At 40.9% G+C, this 25168-nt stretch carries 19 protein-coding genes; 8 read left to right on the top strand and 11 right to left on the bottom strand.

Annotated features, from left to right (window positions below; translation table 11 throughout):
- Nucleotides 1-316: 316 nt before the first annotated feature.
- Together FLL46_RS01520 and FLL46_RS01515 are read left to right on the top strand one after the other, a co-directional pair.
- Nucleotides 317-1195, top strand: a complete 879-nt coding sequence (locus FLL46_RS01520; protein WP_142891653.1) for a radical SAM protein — start codon at nt 317-319, stop codon at nt 1193-1195.
- 4 nt (nt 1196-1199) lie between these two features.
- Nucleotides 1200-1955, top strand: coding sequence for an alpha/beta hydrolase (locus FLL46_RS01515; RefSeq protein ID WP_142891652.1), 756 nt, complete (start codon nt 1200-1202; stop codon nt 1953-1955).
- A 492-nt stretch (nt 1956-2447) separates the two neighbouring features.
- On the opposite strand, the gene rsgA is transcribed toward FLL46_RS01515, so the two are convergent.
- Together rsgA and FLL46_RS01505 are read right to left on the bottom strand one after the other, a co-directional pair.
- Complete coding sequence (gene rsgA / locus FLL46_RS01510) at nt 2448-3488, bottom strand: ribosome small subunit-dependent GTPase A (protein ID WP_210418564.1); 1041 nt, start codon at nt 3486-3488, stop codon at nt 2448-2450.
- Nucleotides 3489-3888: 400 nt separating this feature from the next.
- Nucleotides 3889-4527 (bottom strand): class I SAM-dependent DNA methyltransferase, encoded by a 639-nt coding sequence (locus FLL46_RS01505; protein WP_142891651.1) that lies wholly within the window; start codon nt 4525-4527, stop codon nt 3889-3891.
- 434 nt (nt 4528-4961) lie between these two features.
- On the opposite strand from FLL46_RS01505, the gene FLL46_RS01500 reads away from it, so the two are divergent.
- The gene (locus FLL46_RS01500; protein WP_142891650.1) at nt 4962-5552 is read left to right on the top strand and encodes a hypothetical protein; all 591 of its coding nucleotides are present in this window, start codon (nt 4962-4964) and stop codon (nt 5550-5552) included.
- A gap of 66 nt (nt 5553-5618) precedes the next feature.
- Here FLL46_RS01500 and FLL46_RS01495 read toward each other — a convergent pair whose 3' ends face one another.
- Nucleotides 5619-7820 carry a M4 family metallopeptidase gene (locus tag FLL46_RS01495; RefSeq protein ID WP_142891649.1) on the bottom strand — a complete coding sequence of 734 codons (2202 nt, stop codon included), beginning with the start codon at nt 7818-7820 and terminating at the stop codon, nt 5619-5621.
- A 742-nt stretch (nt 7821-8562) separates the two neighbouring features.
- Here FLL46_RS01495 and FLL46_RS01490 point away from each other — a divergent pair.
- The 3 genes from FLL46_RS01490 (at nt 8563) to FLL46_RS01480 (ending at nt 12062) form a co-directional block, all read left to right on the top strand.
- A complete protein-coding gene (locus FLL46_RS01490) occupies nt 8563-9330 on the top strand; it encodes an alpha/beta hydrolase (RefSeq protein ID WP_142891648.1) in 768 nt (255 codons plus the stop codon).
- Between the two features lie 322 nt (nt 9331-9652).
- A complete protein-coding gene (locus FLL46_RS01485; RefSeq protein WP_142891647.1) occupies nt 9653-10582 on the top strand; it encodes a helix-turn-helix domain-containing protein in 930 nt (309 codons plus the stop codon).
- A 109-nt stretch (nt 10583-10691) separates the two neighbouring features.
- Nucleotides 10692-12062: an FG-GAP-like repeat-containing protein gene (locus FLL46_RS01480; RefSeq protein WP_142891646.1), complete on the top strand. Its 1371-nt coding sequence runs from the start codon at nt 10692-10694 to the stop codon at nt 12060-12062.
- Nucleotides 12063-12318: 256 nt separating this feature from the next.
- On the opposite strand, the gene FLL46_RS01475 is transcribed toward FLL46_RS01480, so the two are convergent.
- The 3 genes from FLL46_RS01475 to FLL46_RS01465 form a co-directional block, all read right to left on the bottom strand.
- A complete protein-coding gene (locus tag FLL46_RS01475; protein WP_210418563.1) occupies nt 12319-15201 on the bottom strand; it encodes a TonB-dependent receptor in 2883 nt (960 codons plus the stop codon).
- A gap of 290 nt (nt 15202-15491) precedes the next feature.
- Entirely contained in the window at nt 15492-16625 is a 1134-nt protein-coding gene (locus tag FLL46_RS01470; RefSeq protein WP_142891645.1) for a FecR family protein, read from the bottom strand.
- Entirely contained in the window at nt 16622-17227 is a 606-nt protein-coding gene (locus FLL46_RS01465) for an RNA polymerase sigma factor (protein WP_142891644.1), read from the bottom strand. The genes FLL46_RS01470 and FLL46_RS01465 overlap by 4 nt, the downstream gene beginning before the upstream one ends.
- 287 nt (nt 17228-17514) lie before the next feature.
- On the opposite strand from FLL46_RS01465, the gene FLL46_RS01460 reads away from it, so the two are divergent.
- Nucleotides 17515-17943 carry a GNAT family N-acetyltransferase gene (locus FLL46_RS01460; RefSeq protein ID WP_142891643.1) on the top strand — a complete coding sequence of 143 codons (429 nt, stop codon included), beginning with the start codon at nt 17515-17517 and terminating at the stop codon, nt 17941-17943.
- A 40-nt stretch (nt 17944-17983) separates the two neighbouring features.
- On the opposite strand, the gene FLL46_RS01455 is transcribed toward FLL46_RS01460, so the two are convergent.
- The 5 genes from FLL46_RS01455 to FLL46_RS01435 all read right to left on the bottom strand — a co-directional run bounded on the left by FLL46_RS01455 (nt 17984) and on the right by FLL46_RS01435 (nt 23746).
- Nucleotides 17984-19636, bottom strand: coding sequence for a S8 family peptidase (locus tag FLL46_RS01455; RefSeq protein WP_142891642.1), 1653 nt, complete (start codon nt 19634-19636; stop codon nt 17984-17986).
- Between the two features lie 159 nt (nt 19637-19795).
- Nucleotides 19796-20599, bottom strand: a complete 804-nt coding sequence (locus tag FLL46_RS01450; protein ID WP_168203998.1) for a M48 family metallopeptidase — start codon at nt 20597-20599, stop codon at nt 19796-19798.
- Nucleotides 20599-21087, bottom strand: coding sequence for a YbjQ family protein (locus FLL46_RS01445; RefSeq protein ID WP_246119247.1), 489 nt, complete (start codon nt 21085-21087; stop codon nt 20599-20601). Before FLL46_RS01445 ends, FLL46_RS01450 begins: the two co-directional genes overlap by 1 nt.
- Nucleotides 21080-21406 carry a YbjQ family protein gene (locus tag FLL46_RS01440; protein WP_142891640.1) on the bottom strand — a complete coding sequence of 109 codons (327 nt, stop codon included), beginning with the start codon at nt 21404-21406 and terminating at the stop codon, nt 21080-21082. The genes FLL46_RS01445 and FLL46_RS01440 overlap by 8 nt, the downstream gene beginning before the upstream one ends.
- A 201-nt stretch (nt 21407-21607) precedes the next feature.
- Entirely contained in the window at nt 21608-23746 is a 2139-nt protein-coding gene (locus FLL46_RS01435; protein WP_142891639.1) for a winged helix-turn-helix domain-containing protein, read from the bottom strand.
- 232 nt (nt 23747-23978) lie between these two features.
- Here FLL46_RS01435 and FLL46_RS01430 point away from each other — a divergent pair, with 232 nt between their 5' ends.
- Nucleotides 23979-25157, top strand: coding sequence for an MBL fold metallo-hydrolase (locus FLL46_RS01430; protein ID WP_142891638.1), 1179 nt, complete (start codon nt 23979-23981; stop codon nt 25155-25157).
- The last annotated feature ends 11 nt before the right edge of the window (nt 25158-25168 follow it).

Below are 25168 nucleotides of genomic sequence, written 5' to 3'. Positions count from 1 at the left end.
GTTAGATAAATTTATAAATTAATCCCATTAATTGCAGATTTATTTGCAGGTGCTATTCAGTATGCTATTTTGTCCCTCCCTGGGTAAATCTCGCTTTCATTATATTTAAAGTAGCTAATATAAACTCCAACTTATCTAAAGTTTCCCCCAACTAAAACTGTCGACTAGATACTCGATTGCGCTCCCCCTCCCTCAGAGCAACTTGACCCCGTGCTACGGTTATATTACTTTGGGCTAATATTAAATTTTTTAGCTCACAAATTCATTGACCAACACCTTGATTAACAAACCGAAAGATACTCGCACTGTATAAATTATGAACTATATCGAGCCAGTATTTCGCCCACCGAGTGAATGGAAGTCTTACATTCTTCAAGTTACTAATGGCTGTTCCTGGAACAAGTGTACTTTTTGTGAAATGTATACAGCCCCAGAAAAAGCTTTTGAATTTAAGTCACGTGATAAAATCCAGTTCGAACTACAATTAGCGAGTCAACAACCGAACTTTCCAAACCGCATTTTCCTGGCTGATGGTGATGCACTCACTCTTTCTATTAGACGACTTAGTGAAATATTAAGCGACATTAAACACTTTCTCCCCCGGATAAATCGAGTAACCAGTTACTGCTTACCTAGAAATTTGAATAACAAATCAGTAGAAGAACTTGCCTCGTTAAGAAAGCTTGGCTTAAAAATGGTGTATGTGGGTTGTGAGTCAGGCGATGACGAAGTGTTGAAAAAAGTTAATAAGGGTGAAAGTTTTCAATCCTCGTTAGCCGCATTGCAAAAATTAAAGGCCGCTGGTATTAAGGCCTCAGTGATGATTTTAAATGGGCTTGGCGGTACTTCGTTGTCAAAACAGCACGCTATTAATTCTGCAAAGTTGATGAACGCTGCTCAACCTGAGTACCTTTCTACTCTGGTTGTAAGTTTTCCAATGGGCGAAGAGCGATTCAAGAGTAATTTTCCAGAATTTAATCCACTCACACAACAAGCTTTATTTCAGGAAATGCAATGGTTATTGTCTGGACTGGATTTGGAGAAAACAATCTTTCGTAGTGATCATGCCTCCAACTACCTGGTTTTAAAAGGCATCTTGGGACAAGATAAAGACAAGCTACTGGCGCAGGTGAACGCAGCTTTAACCTCACCTCAGTCAATTCCATTACGACAAGAATGGCAAAGAGGTTTATAAAAAATTGAAATTTTTGACGCTGGTTTTAACCATAACCATATTTTTCTCCAGTTCCACCAACGCAGAATCGATAATACTGAGCGATGAACATAGGGGGAGAAATATACCGATTGAAATTTATTATCCTGATGATAAAACTTCGTGCACAAAAAATCGTCCTTGTCCTGTGGTTTTATTGAGTGCGGGTTATGGTGTTTCTCATACCAAATATACTTTTCTAACGGAGCTGTTGACTCATATGGGTTATTTAACCGTATCAATATCCCATGAGATAACAACAGATCCTCCGCTTTCTGTAGAAGGCAACTTGTTCGAAACTCGAAGCGAGAATTGGATAAGAGGTTCTGCTACTTTAGAATTTGTTCAAAAGAATTTACGAACTCAAATGCCAAGTTATGACTTTAGTCAAATTACTCTGATAGGTCATTCTAATGGTGGTGATATTTCAGCATGGTTAGGCAATGAAAATAAAAGCTATGTTAAAAAAATCATTACTCTTGATCACCGTAGAGTTCCCCTCCCAAAAAGAAAACACATTGGCGTTTTGTCAATTCGAGCGAGTGACTTTTCAGCTGACAAAGGTGTGCTTCCGTCTGAGAACGAACAAGTGAAATTTAGCAGCTGCGTCGTGGCAATTCCGAAATCCAGGCATAATGACATGTCAGATTATGGTCCTGCGTGGTTAAAGCAAAAAATCAGCAGCATTGTATCCCTTTATTTGAAACATTCGAACTGTAATTCTCTTCAGAACAGCATTTAAGAAAACCTCTTATAGAGGTTCAATGTTTAAAAGTCGTTTATTCTAAATAAACTGGCTGAATGCACTTATTAAAATGACCAGAATAGCGATACCCGAAAACTCAACAAAAAGCGCTGTTGACAACGGAGCCTTTTCCAACTCACTCAATTTTTCTTTCGGAAAACGACCAAAGGTAATTGTTCTGTAAAAGAACCACCCAATAGTCCATCCAATGATTTCAAAAAATAATTCCCAAGCGAGAACGAATAAAAACTTTAAAAAAACCTACGATCATACGAATTATCGGTTTAAATATAATTTCGGCTAACTCTTCCATTATTTTCCTTAGAATTAGTAACATTAGTTTTCAGGGTAATTACTTCACCACTAATTTCTGCATATGTCATTACAGATAAGCCGTGGTTTCTTTCAATGCCTCACCTTTGATACTTTTTGGTTACCTTTACCTGGCCCAACATTTCACATTTGAGCCAGACAAAATTAGCGAGCGCTTTAACCCTTTTTCCTTTTATAAGCCTCAGCTTGAACTGAACGATACAACTTACTCAGGTCCTTATCTTTGGCTTTCCTTTCAGCTAAAGTCTCACGATTACGCGCTTGCTCTCGCTTAAGTTTGAAATAATTGTTCAATCGCCTCAAATCTAGCTCGCCAGTTGCTAGCGCGAGCTGAATTGCGCAGCCTGGCTCACTTTCATGTTGGCAATCGGAAAATCGACAACGATTAACAAGTGCAGTGATATCAGAAAATGTATGACTAAGACCTTGCTCACAATCAACCAGCTGTAACTCGCGCATTCCCGGGGTGTCCATTAACAAACACCCCGTCGGCATTATATGTAACGAACGCGCTGTCGTTGTGTGGCGGCCCTTGCCATCGTCTTCCCTGATACCCCCAGTTTGTTGAGCAGATTCACTTAACAGTGTATTGATTAAAGTCGATTTACCCACACCTGAAGAACCTAGCATCGCAATAGTTTTTCCTGGTTTACACCAAGAAAGAAGCGCTTCAACGCTAGTCCAATCCAGACTATTGACAGCCTCTACAATCAACATGGGATCAAGCTTTCTAACCTGATCAACATATTCTGCCGGTAACTCACAACTATCAGCTTTGGTTAATACAATAACCGCCTCCGCGCCCGACTCTTTAACCAGCATTAAATATCGTTCAATACGACTTAAGTTGAAATCCTCATTCAGCGAACTAACAATGAAAACTGTATCAACATTGGAGGCAATGAGTTGTTCCGCTTGCTGAGTACCAGCAGCCTTACGCCTAAAAACTGAATAGCGCTCAAGTAACCGTTCAAATCGATTTTCCTGACTCATCAATATCCAGTCACCAACGGTTAGTTGCGGCATTCTGTTCGAAATCGGCAGTTTGATCTTGCCTTGCTGGGTTATTACCAGAAAACCATTTCGATGATGATCGGTCACTCTACCAATGATAGTTTGCTCCAGTTCATCGAGCGATAGTTGTTGCTGAAAAAATTGACGCCAACCAAGTTGCGACAAAGAAATAAAATTTACCATTAGAAACCCCTGATGCGCGGCTTAGTTTGGCAACAGCGCATCTGAAAAAATTCAAAAAAGGGGGAGAATTCCGCCGAACCTGAAATGCAGTCGCATCAGTTTCGCCAACTGGAATTTTTACCCCGGCAAAGACGCCGGGCAGTGCAGGACAAGACTTAAGTTTTAAGCTCTCGTTACGCCCGGCTAGAATTGATTACTATCATGAAAATTCCTTTCTTTTGTCTGTCATCTAACAATAGTTAGTGGTTCGAAATTGAAAAACAGACATCTAAGATCGACTTTTTAAAATAAGACTTCGATAAAAAACGCATCTATTTTAGTAGAATAAAAGCGAAGCTGCAACAATCCTCAAGCACGCTCAGCCTAACATGCCATCAATAGTAAGTTTTTTCCAAATAAACTATCCGGCTTTTTTCGCAATAAGAAACAAGGCTTTACCTTCGCCAGGTCTCCAACGATGCTCAATCTCAAAACCGGCAGCCATAAAACAGTCTTCTAATTCTTTCGCGGTAAAAATCTTAACTAGCGGCATAAACCCAAAAAACTTGCCAATTGGTGCTATCACCTTAAAGAATTTCATAGTATCTCCGAGACAGGCAGTGCTAGTTACAAATAACCCTCCTGGTTTTAACATTTTGTAAACACTGGCGATTACCTCCTCTTTATTGCTCACCAAGTGCAATACACTAAGTGCTAACACCGCATCCCATTTTTTCGCGATACCGGATTGATTATTGCCAATATACTCATCAATCGTTGAGTGTTCGAAGGTAATATTATCGATACTTTTTGTCGTGACCTTTTCCTCGGCTATCGCTAGCATTTTTGAGGAAATATCAATTGCGTGGATATGCTTTACATACGGTGAATGAATGATGGCGGTCGATCCTGTACCACACCCCAGCTCCAATAACTCCATATCGGGTTGAAGATGTTGACGCGTAGTTTCTAGCTTTTTCTGATAAGACGCCTCATCAGCAATTGGCCGTTTCGCATACTTTGCGGCAACTCTATCCCAAAATTTCGGTGAATGATCCATAATATCCTCAGCTTGGTTATTTTATCAAAAGTAGACACTCCATCAACAACGGCCTACTTTTAGTAAATATTTCTGTTGCCCTACCAATTAAATAAATATTAAATAAATTCATCTATTTAAAACGTGAAGACTCACATTTTTGTTAAAGGCCAATTCACTCTAAGAAGCACCAGCCTGGTATAAGACAGCCCCCTGCTGAAAACAGCAAACCTATCAGCCTCGCTAGTATGAAATCAATATGTGTCTCATTTTTTAACTATTTTCATACTAGTAATATTACCCCTTTTAAAAATAAATTCCGTTATTAGCTTTTGCAATCAGCTTTGAACAGTACTAATCAATGGTTAACCACCAGTTGATTAATAATTTGCAAAAAACTGGTACTAAAACACCTTATCGCATAAGCACGCGATAAACTAACATGGAAACAAAAAATGAAATTAATTTATCAAATAACACTTACATTGATATTAGCCACATCAACATCGACAGTCATTGCAGGTTCACAAAATACTAGTGAGAATAACTATATCATCGCAAGACAAGACAAAACTATCAAGCTCACAAAATTACTCGACGCAGTTTCAAAGCAGAGTAAAAAGAAGTTTCTTATCGATTCAGAAGTGGGTGTTAATGTCGTCGCTTATGGCATAGACACTGACGACATAACTTACAATGAATTGTTACACCTACTAGGTCGCAATCAAATGACTGCTGTAGATTTAGATAATTATGTCAACATTATTCCTGCGAGAAAAGCCAAACGGTTTGCGCAAGTATTACCTTCAGCGACCGGTCAGAAAATCGAAAATGATTCTCAATGGGTAACTAAAATAGTTGACTGTGGTAATTTAGATGTCAAACAGCTCATTCCTGCATTACGCACTTTAATTGATGTCAATGGCCATATGGCTTTTTACGAGCCGTCCAACTCTCTGATTCTTGTTGCACCAAATGCGACAGTTGTTCGGGTTGAAAATATCATGATGGAGTTAAATAAAAATAACCCAAAAAGAAAAAGCTAACTGGCAAAAAGTCGCTGATACTAATCACAAGGGGCGCTCGAAAACGCCCCTCTAATTGACTTTAAATTATTGGCTAGGTGTTGCTTTAATATTTAAAGTTACACCTGATGCTGAACTGTATCCACGCACATCAATATGCCAGGTATCCGCGCCAGGATTAGTAAACTCACAAGTTTCATTGTTTCCGTTTCTCCATGGCCGACAATCATACGACGAAGTGGTAGACTCAGCTCCCTTACGAACATATAAATCTGCGTCGCCGGTGCCACCTGAAATCGTCACGGTTAAGTCACCATAGCCTTCCGGCAATACCTGAGTGAAACGAGACCACTCACCACGAGCAACCGATATCGTTTCAGTTCGATCGATCGGTTCGTTTCCTGGAGGATTACCACCATCGTTATAATTACCGACTAAAGTCACACCAGAAAAACTACGATAAGCTTTAACGCGAACATAATAAGTACCGCCCGCCTGACTACCGCTACAAGATTCAGTATTTCCATTTCTGTAAGGTCGGCAATCATAACTCGAATCGGTTGGTGCCGAGCCAAATTTTACATAGAGATCTGCATCACCGCTGCCGCCGCTGATATCAAATTTAATATCGGTAGCACCCGCCGGAACTTCCATGGTGTAAACAACATCATTTCCCTGGTTAGCAGAAAGCCCTGTTACCGGCTCGCCATTTTTCAGAATATTATCACCGGGAGGTGGTGGAGGCGTTCCACAGTTGTCATTACTGGCGTTAGAATTAATTCCAACAGCAGTCAATGATGCTTTAACTTGATCGACATTGAAACCCAATTCACAAGCAGCGTCTAAGACACCATTACCCGCTTGATCCCAGTTAGTGCTCGCGGTCCAGTATTTCTGGTTTGCTTTGGCATAAACCTGAAACGCTTTTTTGGTATCCCAACCGGTAGTTGTTGCTAAATTATAAAATGCTTTGTTGTAAACACCAGAACTGTGGTGTACATCCATACCCGACTGGTAATCAGATTGTTTATCGATAGACCGCCCATCCTTAGTTGGATCGTTCATATAACGTAGTGCACCAGTGCCCTTGAAAATTTGGCCACCAACTAGCCAATCATTGCTGCCATTATTGTAGAACTCCGCTGCCTCACCGGACATATCGGAAAATGCTTCGTTCAAGCCGCCAGACTTTCCTGAATAAACAAGGTTAGAATTTTGTTCAGTAAATCCATGGCTTACTTCATGGGCAGAAACATCCAGACTCACTAAAGGATAGAATCGTGACCGACCATCGCCGAACGTCATCGCTGAACCATCCCAAAAAGCATTCTCATAGTTATTACCGTAATGCACTCTCATTTTTAACTGAAATGTCAGAGGTGCGGTGTTAATGTAATCGTTATACATGTTATAAACAACACCGCCAAAGAAATGTGCATCATTTAAAGGCGAATAAGCACCATTAATTTCTTTGTGAGTATTTTCAGGGCAAGTAAAACTATGAACTGAACCACCACCTGTCGAATGATTCAAATTAATCGTTTTAACATTAGTATTTTCCATAGTGCAAGAGTTGCCGGATTGAGTCACGTCCATTTTTCCAAAATCGGTGCCGTACTCGTATCGACCTGTTTTCTGATTTCCACCGGGGCCAGTTCCAACTTCTGCCGTTTGTAAATTATCATAACTCGAAATGATTTCGCCGGTGAGTGCATCGATAACAGTTGTGGGTCGAGATGGTTTGTCCGCGTGTTGAACATAGCTTACCTGGTAAACTAATCGAGCATCTCCTTCAACAAGAATAATCGCTAGTTGTGAACTCTCATTAACATAAGTAATCGTTTGTGAAGAAATTAATCCGTTAGCAGGCAAACTCGCTTGTTTCGCAATTTTCATCGCTTTTTTTGCAGAAAACTTCGGCGTAACACTCGCGATATCATTTGATATTCCATTAACCACCGCGCCGTGTGCGTGCTTAAATGTATCATCGGCTCGTCGAGAAATAATGACGTGGTCGCCAAGCACAGGTAGCCCCATATACATTTGTTGATAGCGTATAGTGATGTCACCATTTGCCTCGGTATATGTTTTAACCGGTTTGAGCGACTCATTCGCACTCAAACTCAATACTTGCGCTGTACTGCTTGCGCTAGTCATGAGTGTGTTTGAAGATAAAGTGGTCAGCTGCTTATTAATTTCTTGAAGATATTGTCTTTCGGCAGCGTTAACCAGTGTCGAACCTAGCAGGCCAATAGTGATGGCGCTAAGTGCAAACTTAGTTTTATTCATGATTTATTCCTTGGTATTTGAATGGCGGCTTTTATATTAAAAGCCTGTTAATATTTTTATTTATTTAGCGCTAAAGATTTCTGAATGCAAAATACGATTCAGTTTTGCTTCAATAATCTCGAAAAAATAACATCTCAAAACTTAATTTAAATATTCTTAGAGGTGATTGCTGCGGACGAAATAATACTTGGTAAAACCTAAGAGAAACTGCTAACAAAGTCACAATCTTTATTTTCAAAAATGAGGGAGAAATCAAAAAATTTTTAAAGAATTTAAAAATTTTCATCAACAAGAAAAGTTGACCACAAAAAAAGATATAATTGCAAAGCACAATTTATTTTTTGTGAAGAAGATTAGGTTTTTATTTTCTTTTAATAAACCCGAGAGATTTCCCAAGCGGCATTTTTTTATAAACTTAAAAAAAGGCCCATTATATAAACCTCGAGCTGAACACTTCTCTGTCAAGCGCGTCAGACGAAATGTAGTAAACCACAGTCTGTTGCAATTTAGCAACAACATTCCCCTTCAGCCTATTCTTTTTTCCCATACCCTAAAGAAAACCTGTTAGCTTAATCGATGGAGAATAAACCAGAGTTAATTCACCGACAAAAAGTAACGCCTGAACGAATTTATTTCTTTATTCGGCTTATAGCTCTTACACTTGCATTTATTGTCATTTAAACGTAAAGAAGTAAAGAGTCCATTTGGTTTAACGAGTCAATCAATACTGGGAGAGTCGCTAATGCATAAACTACTGCTATTTATTATTTTTGTCGCGGAGGTATCCTGCCTCGACATAGCAAAGGCGAAAGGTAACTTATCAGAAAACATCAGGATAGAAAGTAAAATACTCAATTATCCGCTTCAGTATCGCGTATACACGCCCGCAGGGATGAAACAGTCAGATAAATTACCAACGATTTACGTGACCGACGGCCAATGGTATCTGGACCCAGGGAAAATGTTATCGGTTCTCGACAGGGAGATCACTAATGGCACTATCGCACCGGTAATCGCTGTTTTTGTTGATAATCGCAACCCGGACAATCTAGAACAAAATCGGCGTAACGAACAATTTTTCTGTAATGAGAAATACGTTGATTTTTACAAAAAAGAACTATTGCCAACAATTGACGCGTCCTATCCAACCGCTAACACGAGGGAAAGTCGTGTCATCCAAGGCGTTTCATTTGGGGGTTTAAACGCAGCTTGTTTCGGACTCATGGCTCACGAAGTTTTCGCAGGTATATCAATGCACTCTCCCGCAAACAGCAAGTACCTGAAAGATATGCGTGCACGCTATCAAAAGGCTGAAAAACTACCGATAAAGATATTCTTAAGTTTTGGCAAAAAAAGAGACAACTCTGTTGAAGGAAGAAAGTTCCGCGATTTGTTAATCAGTAAAGGATACCAGCTGGACTTTAAGGAAAGTAAATTCGGCCACGAGTGGAAGAATTGGAGGCCGCTACTTGACGATAGCCTGCAATGGTTCTTTCCACCGAGCCCTTAGCCCCGATTCGATATAGGCCCGACTGTAGAAAAAAACGTACTCAAAGCTTGCTAAAAATCGTGAGTAGCAACTTGTGCTAGAAACAAGTGAAATGTGTCGCAAAATAATCTTAAAAAATGGAATAAATAAACTAAGCTTAACAGAATGTGCTTTGTGCGCTGGCCAAGAATGTTGAATTTCAATATTTTCTTTTAAAATAATTGTCATCTTAATACGACCGTGAAACAATCTTACTTACAGGACGTGAAATCATAGCCTTTGAGCGATCTAAAACCTAATTCTCGAAACACTACATTTACGGATTCAACAGCATTTATCAACAATGTCACACAAACTGAATCAAATACTTTTTTCCAGCTCTTCAATAGGTATCGGTTTGTTTGATTGTCCGATAGGACAACCGGATTTTAGAAATACCGGCCCGATAAAAAATTACCTTATCGCTTTTCCCCGAACAGCCATCAAGATCCGTCATAGCCATATGAAAGAAGCCTTTATCGCAGATTCAACATTAGTGACACTTTACAACGACGGACAAGAGTATGAACGATACGCGTTATCTGATTATGGCGATCGATGCGATTGGTTAACCGTAAGCCCAGCGATAGCACAATCAATTGAGCAGTTCAACTACGACTCGATTAACGCGTTTCCCAGAAATGGATATAAAAAAGGCTTGGATAGCTCCCCTTGCCTATTTCCGATAACACATTGCGCTAGCTCTCCGACTGCTTACGCCCAATTTAAATATTTGATAATGGGTTTACAAAATAAACAAAAGCTGGATAGTTTATTGGTAGAGGAAACAGCACTTAATATTTTTAACACTATTATTCAATCAGCTTTTTCTAGCCGAGGAATAAAAGCATCACCAAAACGCTCAACGACTCATCAACGGCACCAGAAATTAGTTCAACACACTCAAGAAATTCTAACGGCAACCTACAAACAAAATATATCGTTAGCAAACCTGGCCAAGTCGCTCAATTGCAGCACTTATCATTTGTGCAGAATTTATCACCGGATGACAGGCTCAAGCATACATCAGACCATCAATCAGCTACGTTTAAGAGAAGCGTTGCACGGTCTAACCGAATCAGAACACGATCTCGCCAGCCTGGGTATTCAATTAGGCTATTCCGATCACAGTCATTTTTCCCTTTCGTTTCGTAAAACTTATGGCTTATCTCCTTCTCAATTTCGACATCATTCATTATCTCAAAACAAAATAAAACTGCCGATTGACGCCTAAATAAGCAAGATTTTCATAGCGTAGCCAATTTTTATTTTCATAAACTTTCTCCTGATATTTTTGAGAGTCTTTCTAAACTATCACTACCACTCTGCTACAGGAGAAATTGATGAGAACAAAACATCTATTGTGTTTGACCACACTATTACTATCTTGCAACGCTTACTCAGAAAATTCAGTTACCATTCCTCATAAGCACCAAATTGATCTCAATTCGGAAACACTTTTCAATTCACGCATTTCTAGTAAAGCGATGACAATGTCTTCAGAATTTTTCGAGGAGCCAGGGGTAAATGTGTTGAATACCTTTACCGGAGAACAGCCGACAGATGGGTTTGGCTGGGTTGCCGAAAACCTGGGGGACATTAACAATGATGGAGTCAATGATTTTATCGTTACCGCACCATTTTTCGCGACCAATGTTCCCTTTCCTGCCGGTAAGTTTTATGTCTATTCAGGACTTGACGGAAGCGTGCTTAACAGCGTCACCAGTCCCGGCATTCCTTTGTGGGGTTACAGTGCAAAAGACGCGGGTGACGTCAATGGCGACGGCGTAGGTGACTATGTTATTGGCTCATTTTCAAGTGTCACCGTATTTTCCGGCGCCACTCATGGCATTTTGCAACAATGGTTTAAAGCGGGCGAGTTTTTTGGCTCGTCAGTAACCGGCATTGGTGACATTAATAATGACGGTTTTGATGACATTATTGTCGGCGCAAAGTACGCCAGTAAACGAGCCAACACAAGCGGCAGTGTTTATGCCTATTCAGGTAAAGACGGTAGTTTATTGTGGCGACGTAATGGCCGCCGTGAAGGTGATGAATTAGGCACAGCCACAGGACGTATCGCGGACATTAATTATGACGGGCTCCCTGATGTGGTCGTCGGCGCTCGAGGGGCAGGCAAAAATGAAGAAGGTCGCGCCTATGTACTATCGGGTCGCAACGGTCGAATTATTCACCGCTTAAAACCAGTTGGAGAGCCCGGATTAGTGACTGACGGCGCAGGTGTAACTGCAGGCACATTCGGACAGTTTCATGCCTTTGGCGTCGGCGACGTTAACGGCGATCATGTCGCCGATATTTATGTGGGAGACTACAATGCCTCGCAAGACGGCGTTGCAGGAACCGGACGCGGTTTTTTATATTCAGGAAAAAATGGAAAACGATTACATATATTTACTGCCGAAAACCCTGGTGACGGATTCGGACCAGCACGGGGAGCCGGTGATGTAAACGGCGATGGACACAACGATTTGTTTATTGCAGCTTACACCTATACCGGTGGCACGAATGCCGGGAAAGGTTATGTTTATTCTGGTGCTGATAACTCTTTGCTACGCACTATGACAGGCACTGTGAGTGGTCAATTTCTTGGCGTTGATGCGCTAACGCTGGGCGATTTGAATGGCGATGGTTTAACTGACTATCTACTGACGGGCTCAGGTGTAATACATATCGTTTCTGGGGCTGAAGAATAAATATTGGCTCAATAAAACTGATAATAAAAAGAGGCAATGCCGACCGGGAAATATCTAACTGGCATTGCCTGAAAAATTAGAGAAACGAATGAAACACTTTGTTATGCAAATTCGACTCCCGTAAAATTATCCAATGTAGGAGGAGGAGAGGAAATGAATAAATTTCAGAAGTCGAATCTGCAAACCCTTTTAAAAGCGGCACTATCACTTGAGCTTATTTCAAATTTCGTGCCGCACTTATTAACCTTTGATTAAGTTAAAAATTAGCGCGAACTCCAACAATAAATCGTCGACCATTTCGGTACAAGCCGGTTAAGGCATTCTTAACACCTTCTTGTTGGTAGGTAAAATTAAACTCGTCAGTCAGATTAACTGCCTCAAAAACCAATGCCACATTATCATTAAGTTCGTAAGAAACACTGGCGTCAACTTGCGCATAATCATCGACATATCCAGGCCAGCCTGTACCAGAATCGTATCCTGAACGATAGTTATAGGAGATGCGTCCACTTAACGCTTCGTGCTCATAGTAAGCACTCAGATTCAACGTGTGCTCTGAGTTTCCAGGAATCGTTGTATCATTTCCATCAGCGTCTTTTGCTTCTCCATCAACATAGGTGTAGTTCGCCAAAACGCCTAAACCTTCATAAATTTCTTGCTGATAACCCAACTCTAAACCTTGAATGGTTCCGCTCCGACCATTGGTTGGTCGATTAATCAAAATTTCGACGCCTTCATGTACTTCCAGACCCGCGACATTTTCAAGAAAAGATAAGATGTCTTTGTGAAAATATACTGCTGATAAAAGCGCAGCCTCTTCGAAATACCATTCAACACCAATATCAAATTGGTTGGCGCGAAAAGCATCGATATTAGGATTCCCACCAGTACCCGTTTGAGTTTCCCTGTTGTATGAGGTAAATGCCGTCATTGCGTTATAATCAGGACGCGACATCACTTTAGCCGCAGCAAATCGAACGACAACATCGTCAGTAATGTTTGCAGCAAGATTCAAACTAGGGAGTACGTCAGTATAAGTTCGCTCTTTTTCAACCCATACTTCACTACCAGAAGCGCCTTCATAAGCACCGGATGTTTGTTTAGTTTGTACAACCCGAATTCCAAAGTCTCCGCGTAATTCTTCAGCTTCGATATTGACTTTGAAATAACCCGCCAGAATTTTTTCGTTAATATCAAAAGTACTAGCCTTCAGCACTCGGTAATCCCAATTTAACGCATCGCCTTCGGCACGAATCTGATTTGAGTTGGTGATTGCATAATTTCTTAAAGTGCCGGCACTACCCTGCCCTGATAAAAAATCGGACGGTATTGGTAACGAATAATCCGCCAAATTCCATCCGAGATCGGTGCGGTTATCTGTGGTCATCTTAGTATTAAAACGAGAATGATCGCGGTGCTTGATTCCCATTTTTAATTGACTAAAAATGGAAAGGTCTATTTCTCTCAAAAAGTCCGCCTGAAAGTAAGTTTCATCATCCTTTGCATCATTATTATCGTAACGAAGAAAACCTAAATTCCAATTGGCACCATTCGCCGGGTCAAGTGCATAACTGGTTTCTATACTCTCAACATTAGCTGCACTAAAGCTATGCACCGCATTGCCTTCCCAACCAACACTTCGATCAGCTTGCGTTCCCCCCTTTGCCTCGGTAGTTCCCAGTTGCAAAGTTGTTGTCCACACATCACCAAAATGCTCAAATTTAAAGTCGTAAACTTCAGTGGTCATTTTTGAATTTCGCACTTTGGTTTCATCTAAAATATTATTGCCGGTCGGCGAAAGACCAAAAGTACCGCTAATTAAAATATCGCCGACAGTGTCGTTCGATAAAAAGTTGGCAGAGGTGTATTGCGACCCACCGTAACCAACAAGCCAGAGAAAGTTCTGGTTTTCATTATCCAATTTCAAAGTATTATCGATGACATTGAAAACCATACTGGTGTTTTCTGTTGGTTCTAACTGGAATGTCGCGTTAATGCCAGTGCGTTGTCGGTCTTGCAAAAACATCGCCGAACCACCGCCGCCAGGTGCATAAACATTGTCATAAACGGTCCCGTCTTCGAGTGTCACTGTTTTATTCGCCCAGCTCCAGGCTTCGATACCATCGCGGCGTAAGTTTCGTTTCTGCGAGATAAGGGATACCAACATACCAAAGTTTTCATTCTGATTTTTCCAACTGTACATGCCTGACAGTTGCGGATCGGTTTCACCAGATAACTCACTGTGTTGAGCCAGTGCTGAACCAAAAAATGAATGGGCATCCAAATCAAGAGGCTGCCGAGTTCTGACAATAATGGTTCCGCCGATAGAACCTTCATCAAGGTCAGCTTGAGGTGATTTATAAACTTCTAGGTCAGATACAATTTCCGACGGTAACATCGTGTAGTTAAACCCGCGACTAGCAGCAGAGTTGGTCCACCAGTCAACAGAACCAACAGCTTGACCATTTAACAAAGTTCGATTTTGGCTATCGGTTGTTCCTCGAATGCTGACTCGTTCGCCTTCACCGAAAGCGCGGGTAATTGAAACACCTGTAATACGTTGCAATGATTCCGCAACATTTTGATCGGGAAACTTACCGATATCTTCAGCGGTAATTGCATCGACAATTGATTCTGCATTTCTTTTGGTATTTAACGATTTGACAACACTGCCACGAATTCCTGTGACAACTAATACATGAGCTGATTCAGATTCTGAACTTGTGTCTGATTCAGTTTCTGTTGCTTCTTCCGCAACAACACTGGATGAACTAAATATCGCCAGGAAAGCGCTGGCAAGACTATTCAAAAATGTTTTTTTCTTAACTTTATCCATATTATCCTCAGGCGTTTTTGTTTCTTCTTGAGAAAGTGCGGAGATCGTGATCACCTTACTTTCTGTGAAGCCGCCGGAGAGATTAGTGCCTTCGAGCAGAAGGTCTAGTGCCTGCTTTAGCGTATATGTTCCACTAATGGCATTGGTAGTAACAGATTCAATTTCGATATTTTGGAATAGCAATGAATGCTTTGTTTGACGGGCTAAACTCTTCAACGCAATACTCGCCTCCGAAGACGGTATCTGCAAGTTATAGCGAGCGTCAATTTCACTAGCGCGGGTTAATTGTATTGAAAAAACCAATTGCGCCGAGAAAAAATACACCAGCATTAAAGAGAATGAAAAACATCGCTTTAATAAACTTGTACAATTATTTTTTTCCCAAAATATGGAAATTGAAGCCATTATTATCATCACTACGATTGCGGCTTCTAAAGAGGTAGTACCCTCAGGATAAAAAAACCGCTATAAAAAATTAAAAATATTTTTCTTTTTTTTGGAAAATGGTAATTTGGAACGTTATCAAAACCTCTGTGGGTCGCTTAATCTGGTGATTACAGTTGATTTTATTTCTTCTGGAGAAAAATCGACAGCTAGCTATCAATTGGCGAATTACGACTTAAGCGAACAAGTTTATCATTTACTTTTACGACCTTGATATCGAAGGTTGTCTCCAGTGCATCAAATAATGCCTGTAATTCATCGGTTCTAAAAAGGCCACCAAATTTCATGTTTCTCAGTTCAGGGTCTAGTATTTCAATCTCAAGCGACGTATATCGGCTGAGATCTTCAACGACCTCAATGAGAGGCGTTTCCGAAAAATCAAGCAGTCCATCTTGCCATGAAAGTTGCCGTCTTATCTCTCGTTCCGAAACGATTTTAATTTGTTCAGTGCGTATTTGTTTTTCGTCTAACGGATTATAAGCAAGGGTCTCTCCAGCACTTAAGTAGATTTTTTCGGGCTCATCAGTTATCTGTTCACTATCTTTCGAGGGCTCTAATAGTGCCGTCTTAGTCACTTTTTGCTCACTAACAATCGGCTTATCCTTCGCAGTATCAGACAATTCAACTTTACCTTCTGTCACCGTTAACTCAAAGGTTTGAGGAAGTAAACTGACAGCAAACGCAGTACCAACGGCGCGCACAGAATTCTTACCTGCATAGACGATAAAAGGCCTATTACTGTTATGAGCCACCTGGAAAAATGCTTCGCCTTTCAGTAAACGAACTTTTCGTCGATTTTCGTTGTAATCAACTTCAACTTCACTATCAGTATTTAACGCTAACAATGTACCATCAGACAAAATAACCTCTCGGTGTCCCCCAACAGCGGTGGTATAAAGCTGTGGAGTAGTTAGGGAGTCGTTTTGTTGAATGATGAAGATAAAGCTGAAAAACAGGACTGTTGCCAGCGCAATACCCGCGGTGAAATAGTTTTTTGACCAATAATTTTTTGACACCCGGGAGCTATGACCAGGATTAATCAACTCTCTCTGTCTGGCCGCGGCGTCCTTCAACGGCGAAGCCATTTCGGTCAATATATTAATTTCGCCAGACAATTGAGCTAAACGCCTGATTTCCGCTTTATGGGCAGCGCTTCGTTCAATCCACTCTTTAAAGGCGGCCAAGTCATCCGATGTCATACCTTCACTTTCGATTTGCGCAATCCAGGCACACGCTTCGGCAGTGATGTCATTTGCTTGATTTGATGAGAGTTTTTCGCTCATTTCTTAACTACTTTGTGATTGTCGTAATTTGGAATGTCAACGATGTTGTCATGCTTTACCGCACCCGACTGATGCATCTCCATGTATTCGCTGCAACGCTTAAGCCCAGTTGCCACGTGCTTTTCGACCGTACTAATTGATATTTCAAGGTTTTTAGCTATTTCCTTGTGAGAGTATCCATGAACTTTTTTTAACACAAAGACTTTCTGACATTGTGAAGGCAAAACAGAAACGGCCTCCCAAAATATCAGCATTCTTTTTCGGCTATCAATACTCTCATCAATACTGGGCTCATTAGATAAGTACTCTTTGTCACCAAAATCCTCAATAAAATCAATGAGAGATTGGGATTTTTTCTCTAAAGACTTACGCGCGATATTTTTAGCAACACCAAAAAGAAAAGCCTTAGGTTGTTGAATTTCTCGATTTTTTTCTGCGTCAAGGGCCCGCAAGATGGTTTCCTGGCTGATATCTTCAATATCGTGAGAATTTGAGGAATAGCGACGTAAGAATCGTTTAATAATGACTTCGTTTTCAAGGAAAACGTTATAGATGCGTGAGCCAAGGGACATTAGCCCTTGCTTTTTATTTTTGTCACTCATCTTATTAATCTCCCATTTTCTTAGCCCAGAATATAAAGGCCCGGGGGGAGGTTTGTCAAATTAGTACATTGTCTTAAATGTCAGCAATGACAAAATATTCTAACACTGGATCTGATTAGATATATACTTTTTGTGTCGAATAGAGACTTCAAGTTTGCAGATAGTTTTAAGAAATAAAAAATGGGATTTATCAATTTTTCCGATTACTGGCAGACTGATTTTTTCAACATGCCTGACTTTAAAATTATCTAAAATATACTTTGGCATTAAGCTCAGGAGAAAAAAGTATGTTAATAAGAGATGCAAAAATAAGTGATAGTTCTGCTATTTCAACAATGCTAACAGAACTAGGCTATGCTGATACCGATCTATTTATTGAAAAGAAAATTGCTCAACAATTAGCACATAACGATGCGAAAATATTTGTCGCCACAGACAAAAATAATATTTTGGGTTTTATTTCTTTGCACTTTATTCCTCAACTAGCTCTTGAAGGAGATTTTTGTCGCATTAGTTATTTTTGTGTCAGCCAAGCTTCAAGAAGTAAAGGCGTTGGTGCTGAGTTAGAAAAACACACATTGCAACTCGCAAAGAAACGCAACTGCAATCGAATTGAGGTGCATTGTCATTCTCGAAGAAAAGGTGCTCATGAATTTTACAAAAAACAAGGTTACAATGAATCACCTAAATACTTGATAAAGATGATTGAATTGTGAATGTCGTATAGCCCTGATAAATCATGCAAATTCGAACATCTTATTTTTCTTCCGCATAATCAACTCGCGCATAAGACTCAATCGCCGACCAATCGGAATAATGATCTTTTTTATAAACGATTCGCGCGCGCCAATGATAAGTCATAGAGTCATAATCAACCACATTCATGTCAGGTTCAACGAAACTATTATTACGACCAAAATAAGCAGGCAACCAGAAAGAACCGATTTCGTAAGCTCGTTGATATTGCAACTCATAGAATGCGTCGTCCGGTAACTCACCGTTAATTGACATTACCAGTTGCATCTTATTGTCGGACGTCACCATCTTAGTTAACACAGGACGAACTTTATACAACGCCGCCTGTGCATCAACAATCCCTGCACCGCAGCCGCCGGTACAAATACCAGGAATTGGACGTGCAGTTTGTTTCAAGATAGTTTCAACTTCTCTGGGCGTAATCGACGCATTTTTAGAATAAAGTAAGGCTGCTATGCCAGCAACATGAGGAGCCGCCATACTGGTCCCCTGATAGAAACCATAAGTATCACCACCGGGAGTTGTCATACCGTTATTTAAAGTGGAGAGAACGCCATAATCGGCAGTGATTTCAGTTTCTCCTCCTGGTGCAGTTACATCAATACCTGCTCCAAAATTAGAGTAGTAAGCTCTGTTTCCCTCACGACTGTTTGCAGCAACAGAGACTACACCTTTACAATTTGCGGGTCTTTGAACTGATACATCCGTGTTACCATTTCCGCCCGACACAACAACCGTTGCCCCCTTAGCACGAGCGAAATTAATCGCCTGTTGATAGGTCGCACCACAACGACCGCTACCACCGAGACTTAAATTAATAACCTTTGCCGGGTGTCTATTAACGGGCACGCCGACAACGCTTCCGCCGGCAGCCCAAACAATGGCATCGGCGACATCGGAAATAAATCCTCCACATCGCCCTAGCACTCGAACGGGCAGAATCTTAACGCCGTAAGCAACTCCGGCAACGCCTCTTTCATTATCGGTTACAGCGCCGATCGTACCGGCTACATGGGTTCCATGCCAACTGCTGGTACGCGCTCCACACCAGTCACCTTCATCAAGCGCTTCATTGTCACGTCCATCCCCGTCGCGTGCCTGAAATGCATCGCTGATAAAATCATATCCCTGAACAATATTATCAATTAAATCTCGATGCTTGGTATATCCGGTATCTAAAACCGCAACCACCACATTATCACCATTATGAGTATTCCACGCCTTAGCCGCGTTAATTCCTCCTGCTTCTTCATGATAATGCCATTGTTCATTGAGCCGCGCGTCGTTCGGCTTTGAAGTGTGTTTCATAATTGCGTCGTACTCAACTGAAACAACACTTGAGTTTTCTTTGAGCTGCTCGATCAGTTTATTTAACGCCCCCTTAGACACATTCTCATTTAACTTGAAAACATATTTACCGGGTAACGCCATGGAGCGAACATAGGAAAGTTCTTGCTGACCCACTGCAAATTCAAATTCTTGAACATCCCGTTCAATTGAAGCATCAGCACTATCTTTAATTTGAATGATTAACTGTTGTGCTATTGGAACTTCCGCATTAGCGGCGAAATTCAAGAGCGCCGAAGTAACAATGACACCGAACACTATTGTTTTTTTAATCAAGGGGAAAGTGGCAATCTTAAGTATTTTCATCAGCTATTCCTTATTGCGATACCAGAAAGAAATCATCCAGTGGATCATTGACGAACAAAAAGTGACTGGCTCGTAAAAACGGAATGCTGATTTATTAAGGGTTAGATTAATTTAACTAAACGCTAATTAATCTCTTAAAAAGATAAAATTGAGGCGCTTTTATTTCTCGCCGCGAGCATTGATAACATCAAGTTCTTCTGCGAGCCGATTCAAGTGCTTAATACGAGATTGTGAAGTTGGGTGAGTGGAAAGAAAACTGGCAAAAGAAGCTTCCTTTTCTTTCACTAATTGAAAAAATCCATCAATGCCTTCAAGATTTCCGTATGCTTGCATTACAACTGAAGCGCCAAATGCATCCGAATCTTTTTCTTGCTGTTGCGAGTGCCTTGCTTCTAAAAACGCGATGATATTTTGAGTGATAGCTAATTCGCTATCTCCACCAAAAATAATTGAAAATACGACGCCAAGACCAAGCGCTTTTGAAAAACCTTTTAAATGATGACGGTGTTTGAAATGTCCTAGCTCATGACCAATCACAAAGGCTAACGCCTTCTCAGAGTTTAACTCATCTAATAGCCCGGTTGTTAAACCGATAGTCCCACCAGGAAAAGCAAAAGCATTGATTTCGTCAGAGTCGAGAGCGATAAGTCTGTAATTTAAATCCGGTACATCACGACTCTGAATCAAATTGGCGAGAATTGAGTTGGCTTTCGCCAGCTTCTCTTCAGAGTCTCGGCCCCCTGATTGCCTATCAACAAAAACATTCCCGTGACCAAACCATTGCTTTTCTTGTTCAATCGAAACTCCAGAAATAAAATATTCGGCGAGGTAGACGGTAATCAGATAAAGGCAAACAATCAGCACTAACGCCAGTGACAACAATTTGGCAAGCTCAGCCAGTTGATTACCATCACCAGCGTTGACTTCGGCCGCATCACCCATATCTTTCGCAACATATTTCATTAACCGGCTTGCTCCCATGGTTGATAATGAATTGCGGTTCCATAGGCGATTGCTTCTACACATCCAACAGAGCGTTCTCCTGAACGACCTTGTTTAGAAATTGTTGAAGTCTCAATTTTAAGATTGATAATAATGTTGGCAGCTGGGCATTTTGCCTTCATTCGCAAGATTGCTTCACGACGCGCCCTATCAACCAAACTCTCATAAGCCACAACTCGGCCGCCAAAAATATTCCTCAGTGCAGCAAGAAGCCGTTTAAAATAGTCAACAGAAATCACGGCCGATCCCGTTACCAGATAAGATTTATGGATCGGTTGTTCATGTTGAATTTTACGAAGGTTGACCACCGGCGTGTGCCGAGTCGCTTCTTCCCGCTCTCTGATTGAAACATAATGCCTTCGCTCAAGATAAGAACCGACTAGAAGGCCGAGCAAGACCAACGCCAATGGGATTAGCAGTTGAATCATTATTTCCAGCGATTCACTCATTTGAATCCTCCAGTTTTACCGCAGTTCCATAAGCGTATAGCTCTGATGCGCCCTGGGCAACTGAAGAAGTTGAGAAACGAATGTTGATAATTGCGTTGGCGCCCAGTGCTCGCGCCTGGGTTTTCATTCGCTCGACAGATTCAGCGCGAGACTCTGCCAATAATTCGGTATAGCCCTTTAATTCTCCGCCGACAATGTTCTTAAGCCCCGCCATAAAGTCTCTACCAAGATGTTTTGCCCTGACTGTACTGCCGGAAACTAAACCATAGTGTTCTGCGATAACCTTCCCTGGAACATTTTCTACATTAGTGATGATCATTTATTTTTTTCTCCTTATCATTGATATTGTTTGATACTCATAGTTGAACGAACAACCACCGAAAATATTTCTCTTCCGATGCAATTTTTTCCTGGCGTAAAAAACTGCGACTAGATTCAGTCGTTTGTTTATCGGCTGATGCGACTATAGAAGAATAACAGTGAAAATCAGTAATTATGAGAGATTAAAAATTAATATATTTTATCGATGAAAAAGTACAATCTCTTTTTTCACCGATGCAACCGTGGTAACCAGCATCCTTTGTGTCTTCAAATCAACACTATCAATATGTTTTAAAACGTCGACAATCTTGAACAGCTTTTCTTTTGAATGAGTGTTTAAATCGAAAATCCAGATAGAATTATCGCGGGCTGTTAAAACAAGCTTCTGTGCTTGATAGAGAAACCTGCTCGTTACTCTAATATCGCTAATCCCTTGCAGTGGTATTAGCCTGCCATTAACCACCTGAGAAACCGTATCGTTGCTACTGGCGATGTATAGCTTTCCGGATTCTGAAAGCTGCGCCCAGCGAACTTGGCCCTCAAATAAAACTTCGCTGTCCATTGTTTTTAAATCGAGCAGAATAATTTGTTTTCGCTTATCCTTAAAAACATCTAATAGAACTTTATCTTCCGCGGGCGCTTGATAAATATTAAGAATACTATAATCCGTTTCCAGTGATGTGATTTGGCCATCCAGATTGATCAGCTTCAATTTTCCATCGACCACAGCCACGATTAAGTGACCATCATAAGACCAGACAAACGAATAAATTAGCGAACTACCAGAAAGCTGACTCAATTGCTTCGGCTGACCGATAGGTTTCAGTGAGTTTTTACGCACAGTTGCAAGCCAGATTTGTTGACTTCCATTGCTCTGAGAAATATAAGCAATTCCATTTCCCACAGGTTGGAATTTTGCGTCTCGATCAATGACGATACTACGATGGAGAGTCTCACTTTGATATGGCGTCTCAACATCTAGCATTTCGCCGTTTATTTTATCATACCACTGCAAAAGCTTGACGTCCTTATCGAAAAGCCCCATTGAAGCAATAATACTTTGCCCGTCTGGATGAAACATTGGATCAGAAATACTTTGCATGGTTGGTACAGGATATTCCGTAAACTCTCCGTTAAGATCAACTTCAAACATTGAATTTCTTTTCGCAGTAATTAACCGTGGTTCCGTTGGATGCCAATTTGTATTCCATGCCAGTATTCCGGCAAAGTTACCCGGCGGTTTGAATGGGATCTGAAACACTTCCTGAGTATCGATATCAAACAACATCATACTACTTTTCAGAGAAGAATCATGTTGGGTGACAGCCAATTTTCTCTGAGCCGGAGAATAAGATAACGAAACAAAATTAACATTTTTACTTTCGTAAAGTTGCTCAATTTTTTTCTCAGGCAAGTTCATCCTTAACAACTGCTGTTCAACCCCTTCCTTACCTAAAAATGCGATGTTGTCATCATCAAGCCAAACCGCGGCAGAAAAATCCTGCTTATCGCAAGCCATGAGAATTCTCGCATCCTGAGGTTCGCTTTTGGCAAGCGCAAAAGAGAGAATCCTGATGTCTTTACAGCCCTGAAAATCACTTGCTTGAGAACAATGGGTCACATTAGAAAAAGCCAGGCTTTGGCCGTTTGGCGACCAAGAAGGTGTGCCATAGATACCGCTATGTTTGGTTAACAAATATTCTCTGTTATCGACTAAATCTTTCGCCCACAGCTCATTTTCACATAGTCCGACATATCGTTGAAACGCAACAAATCGGCCATCAGGTGAATAAGTCGGCGAAAACTCTTTTTTGTCAGTGGTTGTTAGAGCGGTCAGTTTGACAAGTGGCAAGGACGAATGCCCCGGCTGATTAGTCCAAATAGTAGCCAGAGAAATCAATAGAACTATTGCAACCATTCCAGCCATGAGGAATTTGCGGGTCGATTGTGTTTTTTCTATCGGCTCACCAGGTGTACTGGTCACTTTTTTCTGAGCTTCTTTCTTCTGAGCTTCGGTTAAGTGCGCTTGCCAAACAACATCAACGATTAAACTGTAACCAACCTTAGGATGAGTTTTGATCACATTCTGGCGTTTTGCGTCATCGCCCAAAGCTTTACGTAGCTGGGCAATACACCGCTGTAATGTATTCGGAGCAACTTTTACATCTTTCCATACCTTGTCGAGTATTTGTTGATGGGTAAGTACTTGCCCCTGCTGCTCCGCCAGAATTAATAAAACCTGCAGGACTCTGGGTTCCATTGAAACGATCGCATCTTGCGCGACAATTTGGGAACGACCCATATCAACTCGAAATTGGCCAACAAAAAACTCATTCATAGAACAAATAAACCACAGATTTAGGTAATGATAAAAAAACCAAGGGGTCGAGAACCTCGAAAGCCAGCAAATTATACCGATAACAAGCACTCTATCCACGCCGATTATTAGCCGCAAGCGCAGTAAAATCAAGCCATCAGCAATTCATCAGCTTTTTCTCAGCCGTAAGACCTTGTTGAGATGATTGATTGATAGACAATAGCCGTTATCAACTCCAGCACAGGACTAAAGAATGACTCAAAAACTAAAATTACTATTTCACATCGGATTACTCATCTCACTGGCGATCAACCTCAACCTTTTCGCCAAAGAAAAAAAGCCACCTGAAATTACTTTTAATCAAATCAATGAGCATTTCTGGGTACTGCATGGTGGCAATGGACTCGGCGCCAATGTGGGCATGAGTGTTGGTAAAGATGGTATTTTATTGATTGATGCGATGAATATCAAAACTGGTAAAAAGTTAATCAAAGCGATTCGAACTATCTCTGACAAGCCTATCAAGTATGTTATTAATACCCATCAACATCGTGATCATCGCGGAGGTAATGAAGAACTGGTTAAAATTGGCGCAACCGTCATTTACCCCAATTTTTTGAAATACCTCTCAGGCTCTAACACGCGATATGAAGGTGTTAAAAGAGAAATCCAGTTTCGTGATCAAATGACGCTCAAATTCAATAACGAAATCTTTAATCTCTACCATGTGAAGTCTCACACCTGGAATGACGTCATCGTGCAAGTTAAAAACAGTAATATCGTTTTCACCGGCGACAACCATGCGACTAATTGGGGGCCAAACATCGGTGTACGAGGTATGCGTAGTCATCGTGATGTTATTGATCTGGTACTATCACTGTCTGATGAAAAAACAGTTGTAGTGCCAGGTCATATTGCTTTGGCTGATAAAAACCACGTGATTCAATATGATCAAAAAGTGCAGCAATGGTTTGAGTACATTTTGACCTCTTCCGCAAAAGGTCACACTCCTGAGCAAATCGCCAATACAGCCAAGATTAAAGCATTGATTCTATGGTTTCACGGTGGAAAACACCCGGACTGGCTAACCAAAGAGCGTTTTGTTGCAAGAGTGAGCCATACAATGTTTGCCGACGAGAAATCTGCCATTAGTTTGTCCCGTTCTCAGCTTACTCCCTACACAGGAATTTATCGACTAAAGGATGGTAGTCAGGTTGAAATATTTATCCACCAAGATGAACTTCACGCCTTTAAAGACAAGACCTTTACTGCAATGTTATTGGCCCGTTCAAAAAAGCATTTCGACTTTGCCGGCTGGAATGAGCAAGAAAGAATCGATTTTGAATTTGATTCGAATGACAAGCCCACTCAGCTAACTTTTCGATTGAACGGGAAAGTAGAATTTTCGGCTACCAGGATTAATAACGGATAAATAGAGCGTCA

The sequence above is a fragment of the Aliikangiella coralliicola genome (assembly GCF_007004725.1).
Lineage (GTDB): Bacteria > Pseudomonadota > Gammaproteobacteria > Enterobacterales > Kangiellaceae > Aliikangiella > Aliikangiella coralliicola.
The sequence above is the reverse complement of the archived record's forward strand: the minus strand, read 5'-3'. Positions and strand labels throughout refer to the sequence as shown.